Source organism: Enterococcus sp. AZ048, assembly GCF_051715125.1.
In the GTDB taxonomy this organism is placed as follows: Bacteria; Bacillota; Bacilli; order Lactobacillales; family Enterococcaceae; genus Enterococcus_A; species Enterococcus_A gilvus.
The window spans coordinates 1,987,503-2,004,815 of record NZ_JBIOTD010000001.1 but is presented as its reverse complement, the minus strand read 5'-3'; the positions used below and the strand labels follow the sequence as shown (position 1 = coordinate 2,004,815).

12 protein-coding genes are annotated in these 17,313 nt (G+C 42.1%); 10 read left to right on the top strand and 2 right to left on the bottom strand.

Going from position 1 to position 17,313, the window contains the following annotated elements; all coding sequences use genetic code 11:
- The 9 genes from IGI66_RS09870 to ileS all read left to right on the top strand — a co-directional run bounded on the left by IGI66_RS09870 (window position 1) and on the right by ileS (window position 10,240).
- Window positions 1-1,119, top strand: coding sequence for a cell division protein FtsQ/DivIB (locus IGI66_RS09870; RefSeq protein ID WP_435933941.1), 1,119 nt, complete (start codon window positions 1-3; stop codon window positions 1,117-1,119).
- A gap of 165 nt (window positions 1,120-1,284) precedes the next feature.
- A complete protein-coding gene (ftsA, locus tag IGI66_RS09865) occupies window positions 1,285-2,610 on the top strand; it encodes a cell division protein FtsA (RefSeq protein ID WP_010780225.1) in 1,326 nt (441 codons plus the stop codon).
- 130 nt (window positions 2,611-2,740) lie between these two features.
- Window positions 2,741-3,979 carry a cell division protein FtsZ gene (gene ftsZ / locus IGI66_RS09860; RefSeq protein WP_010780226.1) on the top strand — a complete coding sequence of 413 codons (1,239 nt, stop codon included), beginning with the start codon at window positions 2,741-2,743 and terminating at the stop codon, window positions 3,977-3,979.
- A gap of 14 nt (window positions 3,980-3,993) precedes the next feature.
- Window positions 3,994-4,671: a YggS family pyridoxal phosphate-dependent enzyme gene (locus IGI66_RS09855; RefSeq protein WP_010780227.1), complete on the top strand. Its 678-nt coding sequence runs from the start codon at window positions 3,994-3,996 to the stop codon at window positions 4,669-4,671.
- Between the two features lie 9 nt (window positions 4,672-4,680).
- Window positions 4,681-5,316, top strand: coding sequence for a cell division protein SepF (locus IGI66_RS09850; RefSeq protein ID WP_010780228.1), 636 nt, complete (start codon window positions 4,681-4,683; stop codon window positions 5,314-5,316).
- 13 nt (window positions 5,317-5,329) lie between these two features.
- On the top strand, window positions 5,330-5,605 hold the full coding sequence (locus tag IGI66_RS09845; protein ID WP_010780229.1) for a YggT family protein: 276 nt from the start codon (window positions 5,330-5,332) through the stop codon (window positions 5,603-5,605).
- 12 nt (window positions 5,606-5,617) lie between these two features.
- Window positions 5,618-6,400: an RNA-binding protein gene (locus tag IGI66_RS09840; RefSeq protein WP_316406631.1), complete on the top strand. Its 783-nt coding sequence runs from the start codon at window positions 5,618-5,620 to the stop codon at window positions 6,398-6,400.
- 21 nt (window positions 6,401-6,421) lie between these two features.
- On the top strand, window positions 6,422-7,129 hold the full coding sequence (locus IGI66_RS09835) for a DivIVA domain-containing protein (protein WP_010780231.1): 708 nt from the start codon (window positions 6,422-6,424) through the stop codon (window positions 7,127-7,129).
- A gap of 324 nt (window positions 7,130-7,453) precedes the next feature.
- Window positions 7,454-10,240 carry an isoleucine--tRNA ligase gene (gene ileS, locus IGI66_RS09830; RefSeq protein ID WP_438848769.1) on the top strand — a complete coding sequence of 929 codons (2,787 nt, stop codon included), beginning with the start codon at window positions 7,454-7,456 and terminating at the stop codon, window positions 10,238-10,240.
- A 123-nt stretch (window positions 10,241-10,363) separates the two neighbouring features.
- Here ileS and zwf read toward each other — a convergent pair whose 3' ends face one another.
- Entirely contained in the window at window positions 10,364-11,881 is a 1,518-nt protein-coding gene (gene zwf, locus IGI66_RS09825; RefSeq protein ID WP_314581068.1) for a glucose-6-phosphate dehydrogenase, read from the bottom strand.
- Window positions 11,882-11,957: 76 nt separating this feature from the next.
- Window positions 11,958-12,605: a metal-dependent transcriptional regulator gene (locus IGI66_RS09820; protein ID WP_010780234.1), complete on the bottom strand. Its 648-nt coding sequence runs from the start codon at window positions 12,603-12,605 to the stop codon at window positions 11,958-11,960.
- 217 nt (window positions 12,606-12,822) lie between these two features.
- Between IGI66_RS09820 and gltB the strand changes: the two genes are divergently transcribed.
- Window positions 12,823-17,313 (top strand): glutamate synthase large subunit, encoded by a 4,491-nt coding sequence (gene gltB, locus IGI66_RS09815; protein WP_438848766.1) that lies wholly within the window; start codon window positions 12,823-12,825, stop codon window positions 17,311-17,313.

The following is a 17,313-nucleotide window of genomic DNA, read 5'->3' as shown; positions in this document are numbered from 1 at the left end:
TTGGAGGTGAGGAACATTAGCCGCGAAGAGTTTCCAGAGGAAAACAAAGAGCAAGAGGAAAAACCAAAACCTAAAAAAGAAAATTTAACACCTTGGCAATTAGCAAATATGGAATATTTGAAGCAGAAAGCACTAGAGAATGGCGAGCCGGAAGTACCACCCAGTATTTCTGAGCACTCGGAGACATCAAGCGCTGATGAACCTGCCGATGAAGAAGACGAAGTACAAGTAGAGCAGAAAACAATCGATGCTGAATTTGAGATAGAAGAGAACACGGAAGAAGAAGAAGAGACTTCGAAAGGACCGAAAAATGGATCTTTCTTAGAACGGCTGCCAAACATCAAGCACGAGCGAAATCGTCGTTTGGTTCGCAGGTCTTCAATTTTGATCGGACTATTTTCAATACCGGCACTATTATTATTATATTATATTTCGCCCTTGGGTAAGCTAGGCGGAGTGAGTGTCCAAGGTAATGAGAGAATTTCAGCAGAGGTAATAAAAAAAGAACTCAATTTTACTGTAGGCGATAATCTTTGGAGTCAGTTTTTTGACCGTCAAGACAATATCAAGAAGTTAAAGAAGCAAGAATTGCAAATTGAAAATGCGGAAGTCCATATTGATGGCTTTAATCATTTCGAAGTGCAAGTAAAAGAATTTCCGGAAGTCGCTTATTTGGAAAGTAATGGGAAATATTCACCTGTTATTTCTAATGGGAAAATCATACCAGTTGAAGTTGAAAAAAGTAATGGCGATTTACCGATCCTGGAAAGCTTTACTGGATCAAAACGCATTTTAAATGTACTGGATGGCTATAAAAAATTAACAGAAGAAGTCAAACAGGGAATTTCTCAGATCAAGTATGCTCCAACTAGTGAGAACAAAGAGTTGCTGGAAATTTTCATGAATGATGGAAATAAAGTTTTGGTAAGTATTAATGAATTAGGCACTAAAATGAATTATTATCCTCAGGTCGCCAAAGAAATGAATGACAAACAAATCAAAGGTGTCGTGGATATGGAAGCAGGGATTTATAGCTATCCCTACGCTGAAAATTCAGCTACTGAAGATTCAGCACAGGACTCAACAGAACAAACCGAAACACCCGCTGGGAATGATTAAATTTATTACAAGAAAATGTTGAATCTTCTTTTTCATTCTAGGCAAAATGTGGTAAAATTGAAGGCAGTGAATTACTTGCAAATAATTATATTTCATGCTTAACAGTAACTTAAAATATTAAATCTGAATAAAGCATTTATTTGAAAATAGGAGGGAATCCCATTCATGGCAAAAGCAGGAATGTATGTAGGCCTTGATATCGGGACAACATCGATAAAAGTTGTTGTTGCCGAGTACATCGATAGCCAAATGAATATCATTGGTGTTGGAAACGCAAAATCAGAAGGAATCAACCGTGGGATTATCGTAGATATTGATAAAACAGTACAAGCGATTCAACGAGCAGTAAAACAGGCCGAGGAAAAAGCCGGGATTCAGATCAAAAGTGTCAGCGTAGGATTACCTGCCAACTTATTAGAAGTTGAGACTTGTCAGGGAATGATCGCTGTTAATAATGAATCGAAAGAAATTATGGATGAAGACGTTCGTAATGTCGCTTCAGCAGCAATGGTTCGTTCAGTTCCTCCTGAAAGACAAATCGTTGCATTATTACCTCAAGAGTTTACTGTTGATGGCTTTGAAGGCATCAAGGATCCACGAGGGATGATCGGTGTTCGACTTGAAATGTTCGGACTGGTCTTTACAGGACCTAAGACGATTATCCACAACATTACAAAATGTGTAGAGAAAGCAGGATTGACTGTTGCTGAAACAGTGATTACTTCTTTAGCATTGACAGAGTCTACTTTATCAGATGGTGAGAAAGATTTTGGTACGATTGTTATCGACATGGGCGGCGGTCAAACAACAACGGCAGTTATGCACGATAAGCAATTAAAATTCACTCACGTGGATCAAGAAGGCGGAGAGTTTGTTACAAAAGATATTTCCATCGTCTTAAATACGTCATTCAACAATGCAGAGGCATTGAAAATCAATTATGGAGATGCCTATCCAAGTCGTACGTCTGCTGACGAAGATTTCCCAGTAGATGTTATTGGGAAAACAGATCCTGTGAAAGTGGACGAACGCTATCTAGCTGAGATTATCGAAGCACGGTTGGAACAAATTTTCCGTAAAGCCAAAGAAGCATTGGATGAAATCGAAGCGTTAGATTTACCTGGCGGTGTTGTGTTGACAGGTGGGGCGGCTAGCTTACCAGGCGTGGTCGATTTAGCAGAAGATATTTTTGGGACAACAGTGAAGCTGCACGTACCAAATCAAATGGGATTGAGAAATCCAGTTTTTACAAATGTCATCAGTATCGTCAATTATTCAGCTGAACTAAGTGATGTGTATCATTTAGCAAAATCTGCTGTTACAGGTGAAAAAGTGTCCTTATCTACTTCACCTCAAACAAATGCTGTTTCAACAGCTCCTGTATATGATGATTACGAAGCAGCAAATGACTATGAAGAAGAAACAAAGCCAAAAAATGAAGAAAAAGTAACTGGGAAGATCAAAGATTTCTTTTCAAATATTTTTGATTAATTTTATAAGAGGATGCTTCTTCTTTACGCTTTAGCGTAATATTAGTAGAATGATAGACGGATGAAAATGAAGGCTTACTTTTTTCCTGAAAAAGTAATTACATTAGTATGAAGTAGGAGGAATAGAAAACATGGAATTCTCAATAGATAACAATATTAACGAAGGTGCAGTTATTAAAGTTATCGGTGTTGGCGGAGGCGGCGGAAACGCCATTAACCGTATGATCGAAGAAAACGTCAAAGGCGTTGAATTCATCGCATCAAACACTGATGTACAAGCCCTTAAAAATTCAAAAGCAGAAACAGTGATTCAATTAGGCCCTAAATATACTCGTGGGTTAGGTGCTGGATCGCAACCTGAAGTTGGCCAAAAGTCAGCAGAAGAAAGCGAACAAGCAATTAGTGATGCACTTGAAGGTGCAGATATGGTCTTTATCACTGCCGGAATGGGCGGCGGTACTGGTACTGGAGCCGCTCCGATCGTTGCGAAAATCGCAAAAGATCTTGGTGCTTTGACAGTCGGTGTCGTAACGCGTCCATTTAGCTTTGAAGGACCAAAACGTGGACGTTTCGCGGCAGAAGGTATTTCCTTACTGAAGGAAAATGTAGATACCTTATTAATTATCTCAAACAACCGTTTGCTTGAAGTTGTTGATAAGAAGACGCCAATGCTTGAAGCATTCCGTGAAGCGGATAATGTGCTACGCCAAGGGGTTCAAGGTATTTCTGACTTGATTACAGCTCCTGGATACGTAAACTTGGACTTTGCCGATGTGAAAACTGTGATGGCAAATCAAGGAACTGCATTGATGGGTATCGGTGTTGCCAGCGGTGAAGATCGCGTAGTCGAAGCAACGAAGAAGGCAATCTCTTCTCCATTATTAGAAACTTCAATCGATGGTGCGGAACAAGTATTATTGAACATTACAGGCGGTTTAGACATGACATTATTCGAAGCACAAGATGCTTCTGATATTGTTGCAAATGCAGCAACCGGTGATGTAAACATTATTTTAGGTACATCGATCAGCGAAGAATTAGGCGATGAAATTCGCGTTACAGTAATTGCGACAGGAATTGATCCAACAAAAAAGGAGCGTAAGGCTACTCGTAACACACAACGTGCTAGCCAAATCCAATCAGTTCCTCAAAAACAAAATTTAGATATTGAACCTTCAAGAAACAATGAAGGTCAGTCGGCTTTCGGAGAATGGGACATTCGCAAAGAAGAAAACATCCGCCCAAAAGTTGAAGAAACACAATTTGAGAATATCGAAAAGAAAGAATTTGAAACGTTCAACCGTGAAGAAGTAAAACCTGAAAAAGACGAAGAACTAGACACACCACCATTCTTTCGCCGTAGAAAATAAGAGGGGGAGAGCACATGATCGCTGAAAACTTGCATAGAATCGAGCAAGAGATTCAGGAGTCGTGTGCTCTTGTTTCACGTAACTTGCAGGATATTACGATGGTTGCGGTGACCAAGAGTGTCGACTCCATAGCAGCAAAAGAACTCGTTGAATTAGGCGTGACAGATTTAGCTGAAAATAGAGTAGACAAATTACTTGAAAAAAAGCAAAGTTTTTCACACGATCAACAGATAAAATGGCATCTTATTGGTAATTTACAGCGTCGCAAGGTAAAATTGATTATAAATGAAATTGATTACTTTCATGCGTTGGATAGTTTACGCTTGGCACAAGAAATTCAAAAGCGTGCAGAGCATCCGATTCATTGTTTTATTGAGGTGAATGTTTCTGGAGAAGAATCGAAGCACGGGCTCAAACCTGAAGAGCTTCATTCTTTTGTTGAAGAATTGGAAAAATTAGACAAGGTCTATGTGGTCGGATTAATGACCATGGCTCCTTATGACGCAAGTCAACAGGAGGTCCGCACTATTTTTTCTACCTTGAAACAGCTTCAAGTGAGTGTGAAAGAAAAAAACTTGCAGTACGCACCATGTACAGAACTGAGCATGGGGATGAGCCAAGACTTCAAAACGGCAATTGAAGAAGGTGCCACTTTTGTTCGAATCGGAACGGCACTATTTAGGAAAGGTTAGGTAAAGTTAATGGGAATTAGTCTAGCAAAGATCACTGATTTTTTTGGTTTAGCGGATGATGATATGTACGAAGAAGCAGCACCTGCACCAAAGAAGCAGGTTAGCCGCCCACAACAACAAAGCGCGCCTAAAAAAGAACGCGTCAGAGCGCCACGTTCTACATATCAAAAGCAAGAGATTGAACGTCCAAAAGAAAGAGTTCAAACGAAGGCTCAGCCAGTTGCTGAACCTCAGACAAATCGTAGAGCTGAAGCTGTAATGAAAAAAGCTGAAAGCGCACCAAAGAAAAACGAAAAAGTCGTATCGATGCCAAACAATAACAGTCGGGCACAACGACTTGCACCAAAAATTGAACAAAAAAGTAAAAATCGTATTTCAGTAGTTGAACCAAGAGCCTATAACGAGGCGATGACTATTGCGAAGCGAGTTGGGCAAGGTGAAGTTGTCTTGATCAACTTCCAGTCCTTAGATGAAATGAAGGCACGTCGCGTCGTTGATTTTCTGACTGGTGCTGTTTTCATGATTGATGGTGATATCAAACGTGTCGGCAATGAAATGTTTTTATGTACACCGACTAGCGTTGAAATTACCAATACTGCTTTGAGTTCAATGGTTGATGATGACATTTATGGTTTAGAAATGTAAAGGAGCCGCTTATTTGGAATTGATTATTACACTTTTTAATATTTTAACTCGACTAGTTTATCTTTATACGACAATCTTGATTGTCTACGCATTGATGTCATGGTTCCCTGGAGCCTATCAATCTAGATTTGGACAACTTTTGAGTCGAATTTGTGAGCCGTTTCTTGATTTGTTTCGCCGATTGCCATTGCAATTTGGTGGAATCGATTTTTCAGTGATGGCAGCGATTTTTGCATTAAATTTTGCGATGAGGATTTTACAAAGAATTCTGATTAATCTGATGTTCTAAGGGGGTGGCGAAATGAATGCGAATGTCTATCAACACTTTAGACCTGAAGAGCATCCATTTGTTGAAAGTGTTGGCGATTGGTTAGAACAAGTCGAAAGCCAATATGCGCCTTACTTAACGAATTTTTTAGACCCTCGACAAGCATATATCTTAGAAACCTTGATTCGCGAAAACAGTGAATTGAAATTTTCTTTTTATGGCGGTTATGAAGATGCTGAGCGTTGTCGCTGCATGATTTATCCTGAGTATTATGAACCGCAGATCGATGATTTTGAACTTGTAATGATCGAGATCAATTATCCTAAGAAGTTTACAGAGCTTTCTCATGGGAAGATTTTAGGAACATTGATGAATGCAGGGATCAAGCGGGATTATTTTGGCGATATTATTTCTGATGGTGATCGCTGGCAAATCTTTTTAGCGAAGGACTCAGCGAGCTATATCGTTAGTCAGGTAACGAAGATCGGTCGTGTATCTGTTCATTTAGAGGAACGACCTTATACGGAGATTATCATACCGAAAGACAGTTGGGCTGAAGAAACGACGACAGCGACTTCGATGCGTTTAGATGCAATCATTTCTACTGTTTACAATATTTCTCGTCAACGGTCGAAGCAATTGGTTGAAGCCGGAAAAGTAAAAGTAAACTGGTCAGTCAATGAACGTCCAGATTATTTACTTGATTTACTAGATGTCGTTTCGGTTCGTGGATTTGGCCGGATTCAGATCCAAGGATTAGAAGGAAAAACAAAGAAAGAAAAATTCCGTTTGCGCTTAGGCGTTTTACGAAAATAAATTTATGAGGTGAACAATAATATGGCATTAACTCCATTAGATATTCAAAACAAAAGTTTCTCCACCAAAATGCGTGGGTATAATCAAGATGAAGTCGATGATTTCTTAGATATGATCGTTCGCGATTATGAAGACAGCATCGCAAAAAATCGTGAATTAGAAAAAGCACTAAAACATTCTGAAGAAAAATTAGAATACTTCAATGAATTGAAGGAAGCGTTGAACCAATCAATCGTTGTGGCACAAGATACAGCGGACAAAGTAAAATCTTCTGCAAGCAAAGAATCTGAAGTCATTGTAACTTCTGCGCAAAACCGTGCGGATGAATTGATCTCAAATGCAATGCAAAAAGCCAACTTGTTAACGACAACGGCTGAAGATAAAGCAAAAGAAATCTTAACGGACGCAACCTCTAAAGCGCGTCAATTGGCTGCTGAAACAAATGATTTGAAGAAGAAAACGCGTGTCTTCCATCAACAATTATTGTTATTATTGGAAACACAAATCGATCAAGCGCGTAGCGGGGACTGGGAAGAAGTATTGAAGCCAATGTCTTCTTATGTCGGTGATGGACATGAAGTTTTGAGAGAAGTTTTGGCGAATGAACTTGACAGTGATACGATTGATGCAGTAGACTCAAATGAACCAATAATTACCGATGTTCCTCAAGACGAGGACATGGGATTAACGATTGATATTCCTGAATTAATTAAATCAGACGAAGAATAAACAATCTAGAACAGAAAAGCTGATTAGATTCTTTTAGCGAGCCGATGATAGTGAAAGTTCGGCAGACCCTCTAATTGGAAAGATCCTCTAGAGCATTTGATTGTGAAGCTTAGTAGCAGTCGACGCGTCATTGCGTTACCGATGATCAGAGGAAACTTTTAGGTTTCAAATTTGGGTGGTACCACGACAAGCTCGTCCCTTTGCGGATGCGCTTGTTTTTTTGTGTTTTACAGCTTCGAAACGAAACTTAGGAGGCTGTATTGTAAGAACTGAGTAAACTGCTTTTTAGGCAGAAACACTATATTTTTAAGGAGACGATGGATCGTGAAGACAAAAGAAACTCTTCAACTTGGAAAAACCGGTTTTCCTATGCGGGGGAACTTACCAAACCGTGAAGGTCAATGGGAAAAAGAATGGGAAGAAAATGGCATTTATGAAAAACGTCAAAAATTGAATGAAGGCAAACCAACATTTGTTTTGCATGATGGTCCTCCCTATGCAAACGGGAATATTCATATTGGTCACGCGTTAAATAAAATCAGTAAGGACATTATTGTGCGCTCAAAATCAATGTCAGGATTTCGTGCACCGTATGTTCCCGGCTGGGATACTCATGGTCTGCCGATTGAACAAGTTCTTGCGAATAAAGGAATTAAACGTAAAGAAATGTCCATGGCCGAATACCGTAAAAAATGTGAAGAGTATGCATTGTCTCAAGTGGACAAACAGCGCGAGGATTTCAAACGTTTAGGGATTGCTGGTGAATGGGACCATCCTTACGTTACCTTGACACCTGATTATGAAGCTGCAGAAATTCGTGTGTTTGGTAAGATGGCTGAAAAAGGCTACATTTATAAAGGCTTGAAGCCTATTTACTGGTCACCATCAAGTGAATCCTCTTTGGCTGAGGCAGAGGTTGAATATAAGGACGTGAAATCTCCTTCAATTTTTGTGGCCTTCAAAGTGAAAGATGGCAAAGGAATCTTAGATGCAGATACGTCCTTCATTATTTGGACAACTACACCTTGGACCTTGCCGGCAAACCAAGGGATCTCTGTAAATCCTGCCTACACATATGTTGTTGTAGAAGAAGCAGGGAAAAAGTATGTCGTTGCGAAGGACTTATTGAATAAAGTTGCTGAGGAATTGGATTGGCTTGATCCGAAGGTTGTCAAAGAAGTTGCTGGGAAAGACCTAGAATATATGACTGCACAGCACCCATTTTATGACAGAGAATCATTGGTTATTTTAGGGGACCATGTCACCTTGGATGCTGGTACTGGTCTGGTTCATACGTCTCCTGGTCACGGGGAAGATGACTACTTTGCTTGGAAAAAATATCGGAATGACATTATTTCTCCAGTGGATAATCGCGGAGTGATGACGGCGGATGCACCTGGTTTTGAAGGTGTTTTCTACGACAAAGTGAACCCAATGGTCACAGAATTATTAGAAAAAAATGGGGCATTGTTGAAGTTAGAATTCTTTACCCACAGCTATCCTCATGACTGGCGGACTAAGAAGCCAATTATTTACCGTGCAACACCACAATGGTTTGCTTCAATTGATAAATTCCGTCAAGATATTTTAGATGAAATTGAGAAAGTGGACTGGATCATTCCGTGGGGCAAAACGCGTCTGTACAACATGATCCGTGACCGCGGCGATTGGGTGATTTCTCGTCAACGGGCGTGGGGTGTTCCATTGCCAATTTTCTATGGAGAAGATGGGGAAGCGATCATTACACCTGAAACGACGGAACATGTGGCGCAATTGTTTGCGGAGTTTGGCTCTAATGTTTGGTTTGAACGGGAAGCAAAAGATTTATTGCCAGAAGGATTTACCCACCCAAGTTCGCCTAATGGTCTCTTTACGAAAGAAACAGACATCATGGATGTATGGTTTGATTCGGGTTCTTCACATGAGGCCGTTTTACGCCAACGGGACAACTTAACATTCCCTGCGGATATGTACTTGGAAGGATCAGATCAATACCGTGGCTGGTTTAACTCAAGTATCACGACAAGTGTAGCAATCAATGGTGTTGCTCCTTATAAATCAGTTCTTTCTCAAGGGTTTACGTTAGACGGTGAAGGCCGTAAGATGAGTAAATCATTGGGCAACACCATCGTTCCGGACAAAGTCATCAAGCAGATGGGTGCCGATATCTTACGCCTTTGGGTGAGCAGTGTCGATTATGAAGCCGATGTGCGTGTGTCTATGGATATCTTGAACCAAGTGTCAGAAGTGTATCGTAAGATTCGTAACACGATGCGTTTCTTATTGGCGAATACCACAGACTTTGAGCCTTCAGAACACACCGTTGCTTATGATGAATTGCGTTCCGTGGATAAATACATGCTAGTTCGCTTGAATGATGTGATCAAAACGATTCGTGAAGAAGGGTATGAAAAATATGATTTCACGCAAATCTATAAAACAGTTGTGAACTTCTTGACTGTTGATTTGTCTTCCTTCTATTTAGACTTCGCGAAAGATGTTGTATACATCCAAGCAGAAAACAGCTACGAACGTCGTTGTATGCAGACTGTTTTCTATCAAGCAGCTGTTGCATTGACCAAATTATTGACACCGATCATTCCTCATACAACAGAAGAAATCTGGACGTACTTGAAGGAAGAAGAAGCGTTTGTTCAATTAGCAGAATTGCCTAGCTATGAAGAATATCCTAACCAAGGCGAATTGTTGGATACGTGGAAAGCCTTCATGGACTTCCGTGACAAAGTCTTAAAAGCCTTAGAAGAAGCACGAAATGAAAAAGTGATCGGTAAATCGTTAGAAGCGAAAGTAACGATCTATCCAAATGAACAAGTGGCTGCTATGCTGACCGCGTTAGACGCAGACCTTGCTCAACTCTTGATCGTATCACCTGATTCATTCAGTATCTCGAAAGAAGAAGCACCTGAAAATGCTGCGGCGTTTGATGATGTCGCTATCTTGGTTGAAAAAGCAGACGGTGAAGTTTGCGATCGCTGCCGCCAAGTTCGTACGACGGTCGGAGAAGATGAAAAGCTGCCAACCTTATGTGCTTCATGTGCGCATATTGTAGAAGAAAACTATCCAGAAGCAGTAGCGGAAGGATTGGAATAAAACGTCTTATAATAGAAGAAACCCGTGTCGAATGGTCGGCGCGGGTTTCTTTTTTTTATTTTTAATGTGCAAGCCATAATGGAACATAAAAAAAGCTGGGAAGCGTGTCCCAGCTTTTGGTTGTTAATCCAATTTTCCGCGTTCACGGTACCATTGATCAGGCTGCCAAGCCCATTCATGACCGTTCTTGGCTAGAAGATCGAAGGCGCATTGTGGTCCCATGGTTCCAGAAGCGTAGTTCGGGAAGCCTGGAGTGGTTTGATCCCAAGTATTGCGGATACGATCCACGATCTCCCAAGAGTTTGCTACTTCGTCCCAATGAGAGAAGTTTGTACCATCGCCATTTAAAGCATCTAATAATAGTTTTTCATAGGCTTCAGGACTGTTTTCTGTTACTTCAGCGCTTTGACGGAAATCTAATTTTACTGGTTCGGTCGTGAAACCTTGGCCGATTCGTTTTCCGTTTAAAGTAAGCGAGAAGCCTTCTGTAGGTTGAATATAAATGGTTAAGATATTTTGCGGCAATTCTTCTTCACTAGAAACATCTTCTTGTTCAGAGCTAAAGACATTAACAGGAACTTGTTTGAAGACGACATTGATACGTGTTCCTTTTTCAGTCATTCGTTTCCCAGTCCGAATATAGAACGGTACCCCTGACCAACGGAAATTATCGATCATAAATTTACCTGCAACAAATGTTTCCATTAAAGAATCTTCAGCGACATTTGGCTCATCGTGGTAAGCAACGAAATCTTTGCCATCTAACGTCCCAGCGTCATATTGTCCACGAACAAAGTTTTGCAGTACTTCTTCGGGATTGTACCGACGAATGGCTTGTAAAACTTTTACTTTTTCCTCACGGATGGACTTGTTCGAGAAAGAAGTAGGAACTTCCATCGCCAACAGCGCAACAACTTGCAAGATATGATTTTGCACCATATCCTTTAACGCGCCGCTGTGTTCATAGTAACCACCGCGATCTTCTACACCTAGTGCTTCAGAAAAAGTAATTTGAACGTTTTCGATGTAACGGTTGTTCCAAAGGGATTCAAAGATGTTGTTTGCAAACCGGATCACGGAAATATTTTGAATCATTTCTTTTCCTAAATAGTGATCGATACGGAAAATGTCTTGCTCTGGGAAAACGTCGCGAATCTCATTATTCAGTTCATTTGCAGAATCATAATCAAATCCGAAAGGTTTTTCGATCACTAAACGGTTATAGCCTGTAGTAGTCAAAATTTCTTGAGATTTCAAATGACTCACGATGGTTCCAAAAAATTGAGGTGCCATGGCTAAGTAATATATGCGATTGCCTTGCAAGTCATACTTTTCATCCAATTCATCAGCCAAATCTTTTAGCTGGTCATAATGTTCAGTGTCATTGACATTGTGTGACAAGTAGTAAAAGTGGTTAGAGAATTCTTGTGCTTCTTCCTCTGTTGGGGCGAGGTCCTGGATCGTCTCACGAACGATCTCACGATAATGATCGTCGCTCCACGGCCGTCTAGCCGTACCGATCACAGCAAAGTGTTTTGTCAGATTGCCTTTTTTATATAGACGAAACAACGACGGATATAATTTCCGTTTTGCTAAATCGCCTGTGCCACCAAAGATGGTGAATAGTGCTGCCTGTTCCATAAGTTTCACTCCTAGCTAATCATAATGAGTTCTTTTCAATCAAAAACGCGTATCTAACATCCCGAAGGATTGTTGATTACAAGGCGTCTACAAAAATCGTTGATGCGGCTTTGTAACTAATTGAAACCTCTTTTTGGTCGTTTTGTAAAGTAATCGGCCCTTCATAGGCAGCAATTTTTGTGATTTCGTATTCTTCATGGATGGCGATGCCAAGATCCATCAAATAGTCGAGCAAGTCTTTTTCGTCTAAAACACGAGCGATCCGAATGGTTGTTCCTTCAGGGTAGCTTGCTAAGGTTTGACGGTCTTTTTCATGAACGGTCTGATCTTGTTGCGGAATCATTCCGCCATGGGGACAAAAAGTTGGATGGTCTAAATAATGATCCAATTTTTGTTCTAATTGTGAGGATGTCACATGCTCTAATACTTCTGCTTCATCATGGACTTCATTCCATGAATAGCCTAAATGATCGACTAAGAAGACTTCCCATAAACGATGTTTACGGACAAGCGTACTCGCCTTTTCCAAACCGAGCGGTGTTAATTGAACGCCTTGATAAGGGGAGTGCTCAACGAGTCCTTCTTTTACTAGTTTATTGATCATCTCGCTGACAGAAGCGCCAGAAATGGACAAACCAGCGACAATTTTTTTATTGCTGACTTTTTCTTTGTCGCCACCTAATTCTAATATTAATTTTAAGTAATCTTCGCGATTTGGTGTCATTGGTGTTCATCCTTTCATAACGAAGCATATCAGATTAAGTTTACCAAATAAATCTTCTTTTTTCCATTTGATTGGACTTTTCTTTTTGGCTTGTTCAGCTAGTGATAACAAAAGTAATTAAAAAAAATTTCTAAGAACACTTGCCTATTTTTTTAAAAAAAGGTAGTATATTAAAAATAAATGAGAATTGTCAAACTATTTAAAGGATTGATGTTGAATGACAAAGCAACAAATGACAGAGGCCCGGACCATGTATGATCCCTCTTTTGAGAAGGATGCATGTGGTATGGGCTTTATTGCTCAAATGAATGGAACAGCTTCGCATCAATTGGTGAAGCATGCATTAACGATGTTGGAACGAATGAATCACCGAGGCGGAACCGGGGCAGAACCTGAAACAGGCGATGGCGCTGGAATCTTGGCGACAATTCCCGACAACTTTTTTCAAAGAGAAGCAAAAGCGGCAGGTGTTGTTTTGCCGGATCGTGGACATTACGCAGTAGGAATGTTCTTTTTGCCAGCGGATGAGAAGCACAAGAGCGGACTGCAACAGGCGCTCGTAAAGGAAATTGAAGCGGCGGGTTATTTGGTCCTTTGGCAGCGGGATGTGCCGTTCCAGTATGAAAACTGTGGACCAGGTGCACAAAAAGTCATGCCTAGCTTTGTGCAACTGTTCATAAAGCGGCCGCTAGAGGTTGAAACAGCGCGTGAATTTGAAGACCGCCTGTATCGTTTGCGCCGTAAGCTGGAGAAGACCTACCATGCTGGGGAAATGGCGATATGCAGTTTATCCAGCCGAACAATTGTTTACAAGGGCATGCTGCATGCATATCAAGTTGGTATTTTTTATGATGATTTGCAGGATGAAGCCTTTGCCGCAAGTATCGCAGTGGTGCATTCGCGCTTTTCGACCAATACTTTTCCTAGCTGGGACCGCGCGCAGCCTTTTCGATTCTTAGCGCATAATGGGGAGATCAATACCTTAAGAGGATCTGAAAATTGGATGAAGAGTCATGGCATCGAAGTATACAACGAAGAAGATTCCGACTCCGCCAAGCTAGAAAATTGTATGGAATATTTGTACCGAAACGGTCGTGATATTCCTCACGCATTAATGATGATGGTACCAGAAGCCTGGTCAGAAGAAGCGGGCTTGGGCGAAGAGCAGACTGCTTTTCAAGAATACAATGCCAGCTTTATGGCTCCGTGGGATGGTCCTGCGGCGCTGTGCTTTACAGATGGTGAAATGGTCGGCGCTACGTTAGATCGAAACGGGCTGCGTCCTTCTCGATATTCGATCACGAAGGATGGTTTTGTTCAAGTGGCCTCTGAGTCTGGCGTCGTTGATTTTGCGCCTTCGAATGTGATTGAAAAGGGTGTTTTAGGACCGGCGAATATGATTTTGGTTGATACGGTGAAGGGAAAGTTCTACCGCAATCAGGAAATCAAAGAAAAATATGCGAAGGCACATGCGTACAATGAGTGGTTGACTGAAAATCGGATTGAGCTGTCGCAGCTTGCGGAGACGGAACGTAAAGACGCCTCGCTGACTGAAAAAGACCTTCAGCGTATGTGGAAATTGAACGGCTATACCGATGAGATCATTCGAGATGAATTGTTGCCGATGGCGGAAAAAGGCGAGGAACCGGTCCTCTCAATGGGCTATGATTCTCCTTTAGCTGTCTTGAGTGACAAGCCGCAATCGCTATTCACGTATTTCAAACAGCAATTTGCCCAGGTCACGAATCCCCCGATCGATGCGATCCGGGAACAACTTGTGATTGGAACAGAGATGTTCTTGGGAAGAGATGGGGACATTCGTGTGGATGATGCCCATAATTGTCAGAAACTGAAAATAAATAGCCCGGTTCTCAGTACGAGTGATTTTCTGAAAATCGCACAATTAAATACAAAGGAACAAAAGGCAGTAACACTCTCGACGCTTTATCCAATCGACGGACAAAACGCATTGGAAGACGGGTTGGAATATATGTTCAAGGAGGCCGAGTCTGCTATTGATGCTGGCGGGACCATCCTTATATTAAGTGATCGAGGCTCAGAAAAAGCGAAAATGGCGATGCCGATTTTGTTGGCAGTGTCTGGGCTTCACAATTATTTGGTGCGAAAAGGAAAGGCCTCATTAGCAAGCTTGGTCGTGGATTCTGCTGAGGTCTGTGAAGTTCATCATTTTGCGACTTTGATTGGCTATGGTGCCAGTGGCATACACCCCTATGGGGCCTATGCGACACTAAAGAATTTCGAGATTGAGAATGGTCTGGAAAATTACCGCAAGGCGGCTGAAAAAGGAATCGTGAAGGTGATGTCGCGGATGGGGATCTCAACGATCGCCGGTTATCACGGTGCACAACTCTTTGAAGTAGTGGGGATTAGCGAACCGGTTACTAACAGGTATTTCACTGGAACGGCTAGCCGTATCGGGGGTCTGTCTCTGCATCAAATCGAAGAAGAATATTTACAGCGGCATCAGTTAGCTTATGGACCGAAGCAAAATGACCTATTAGCCTCTGGGGGAAGCTTCCAGTATAAAGCAGATGGGGAACATCATTTGTTCAATCCGAAGACTATTTACAATTTCCAGCAGGCAGTTCGTGCGGGCGATTATCAATTGTTTAAACATTACGTTAGCCAAATGAATCAAGAGGCGTTGGATGAACCGACCAATTTACGGGCGTTATGGGAGTTCAAGAAAGAACGACCATCGGTAAAACTCTCTGAGGTCGAGCCTGCGAGTAAGATCGTTAAACGCTTCAAAGTCGGGGCGATGTCTTATGGTTCTTTGAGTGAAGAGGCCCACCAGTGCATTGCAGAGGCGATGAACCGGATCGGTGCCAAATCAAATAGCGGTGAAGGCGGAGAAAATCGCAACCGATTTAAGCCTAAAGCAGACGGCAAGAACTTCAATAGCAAAATCAAGCAAGTGGCTTCTGGACGTTTCGGTGTAAATGCGGAATATTTAATGAGTGCCGAAGAATTACAAATCAAAATGGCGCAGGGTGCTAAACCGGGTGAAGGTGGGCAATTGCCAGGAAACAAGGTCTTTCCTTGGGTTGCTGAGATTCGTGGCTCCACACCTGGGGTCCGCTTGATTTCACCACCGCCGCATCATGATATTTATTCGATTGAGGATTTGGCGCAGTTGATCTACGACTTAAAAGCGATCAATCCCTATGCGAAAATCAATGTGAAGCTGGTGTCAAGTACGGGTGTTGGAACGATCGCGACAGGCGTTGTGAAAGCTGGAGCTGACGTGGTCGTTATCTCGGGATACGATGGCGGAACTGGCGCGTCTCCACGAAATTCAATTCGGGATGCTGGATTGCCGTGGGAGATGGGTGTGGCCGAAGCACATCAAACACTGGCGATGAATAACTTGCGTCAACGGATGACGTTAGAAACAGATGGGAAATTAATGACGGGCCGTGACGTGGCGATGGCGATTCTACTGGGTGCGGAGGAATATAGTTTTGCTTCCCTTGCTTTAGTAGCGATCGGTTGTGTCATGATGCGTGTATGTAGTTTGAATACCTGTCCGGTAGGCGTAGCCACGCAAAATCCAGCTTTACGAAAATTTTTCGTGGGCAAACCGGAGCATCTGATTCATATGATGTATTTTATAGCAGAAGATTTGCGGGAAATCATGGCTGATTTAGGCTTTAGAAGCATTGATGAAATGATCGGCCATACAGAAGTGCTAGAGCCGCGCTTTATTGCAAAAGGCAAAGCAAAATCTTTGGATTTCTCACGTATTTTATCTACCAGTATTGGGATCGAACGGAAAACAGAAGATCCATTTAAGGAAAAGAGAGAATGGCCTGAGTTGGATCACTTCGCTGAAGGTGCCATCAAAAATGGAGAACAAGTCAGCATCAGCCATCCAATCAACAACGTGAATCGGACTGTCGGCGCACGAATGGGCGGCTGGATCGCAGAGCGCTTTGGAAACTATGAATTGACGCCAGGTCAGATCAAGTACACCTACACGGGAATCGCCGGACAAAGTTTTGGCTCCTTTATTACCCAAGGGATGGAATTGAAGCTGATTGGTGAAGGCAATGATTATGTGGCTAAAGGATTGAGTGGCGGTCGAGTGATTATTGTACCGCCAAAGGATGCTGCATACGATGTGGAACAATCGCCAATCGTCGGAAACGTGGTATGCTTCGGTGCGAATCGAGGAGAAGGCTATTTTCGTGGAAAAGCCGGCGAACGTTTTTGTGTTCGAAACAGCGGCGCGAATGTCGTCGTTGAAGGCGTCGGGGATCATGGATGTGAATACATGACTGGCGGTGTTGCTGTGATCTTAGGTGAAACAGGGCGGAATTTTGCTGCGGGAATGTCTGGCGGGGTAGCCTATGTTTATGATCCGAAGGGCACATTTGCTGATAAGTGCAACTTAGAGATGGTCGATCTTTTCAAGTTGGGCGAAACAGGAGACGATGCTGTCTTGAAGGAAATGATCGAGAAGCATCTTACGTATACAGATTCATTAAAAGCGGCTGAATTGTTAAATAATTGGGCGTCGGCTCAACAACATTTTGTCAAAGTTTATCCAAGAGAATACCACGAAATGGTTCGTGTGACCGAAGAATTGGCAAAGACTGGTCTATCAGGCGAAGCGCTGATCGAGAAGGCCTTTGTCGAAGTCATCGGAGAGCAAACGGTACCGGCTGGAAAGGGGCGTGGCTAA

Coding starts and splice junctions, on each gene's coding strand:
- zwf (WP_314581068.1), bottom strand. CDS start 11,881: ATGGAACAGGCAGCACTATTCACCATCTTTGGTGGCACAGGCGATTTA.
- ftsZ (WP_010780226.1), top strand. CDS start 2,741: ATGGAATTCTCAATAGATAACAATATTAACGAAGGTGCAGTTATTAAA.
- IGI66_RS09835 (WP_010780231.1), top strand. CDS start 6,422: ATGGCATTAACTCCATTAGATATTCAAAACAAAAGTTTCTCCACCAAA.
- gltB (WP_438848766.1), top strand. CDS start 12,823: ATGACAAAGCAACAAATGACAGAGGCCCGGACCATGTATGATCCCTCT.
- ftsA (WP_010780225.1), top strand. CDS start 1,285: ATGGCAAAAGCAGGAATGTATGTAGGCCTTGATATCGGGACAACATCG.
- IGI66_RS09820 (WP_010780234.1), bottom strand. CDS start 12,605: ATGACACCAAATCGCGAAGATTACTTAAAATTAATATTAGAATTAGGT.
- IGI66_RS09840 (WP_316406631.1), top strand. CDS start 5,618: ATGAATGCGAATGTCTATCAACACTTTAGACCTGAAGAGCATCCATTT.
- IGI66_RS09850 (WP_010780228.1), top strand. CDS start 4,681: ATGGGAATTAGTCTAGCAAAGATCACTGATTTTTTTGGTTTAGCGGAT.
- IGI66_RS09855 (WP_010780227.1), top strand. CDS start 3,994: ATGATCGCTGAAAACTTGCATAGAATCGAGCAAGAGATTCAGGAGTCG.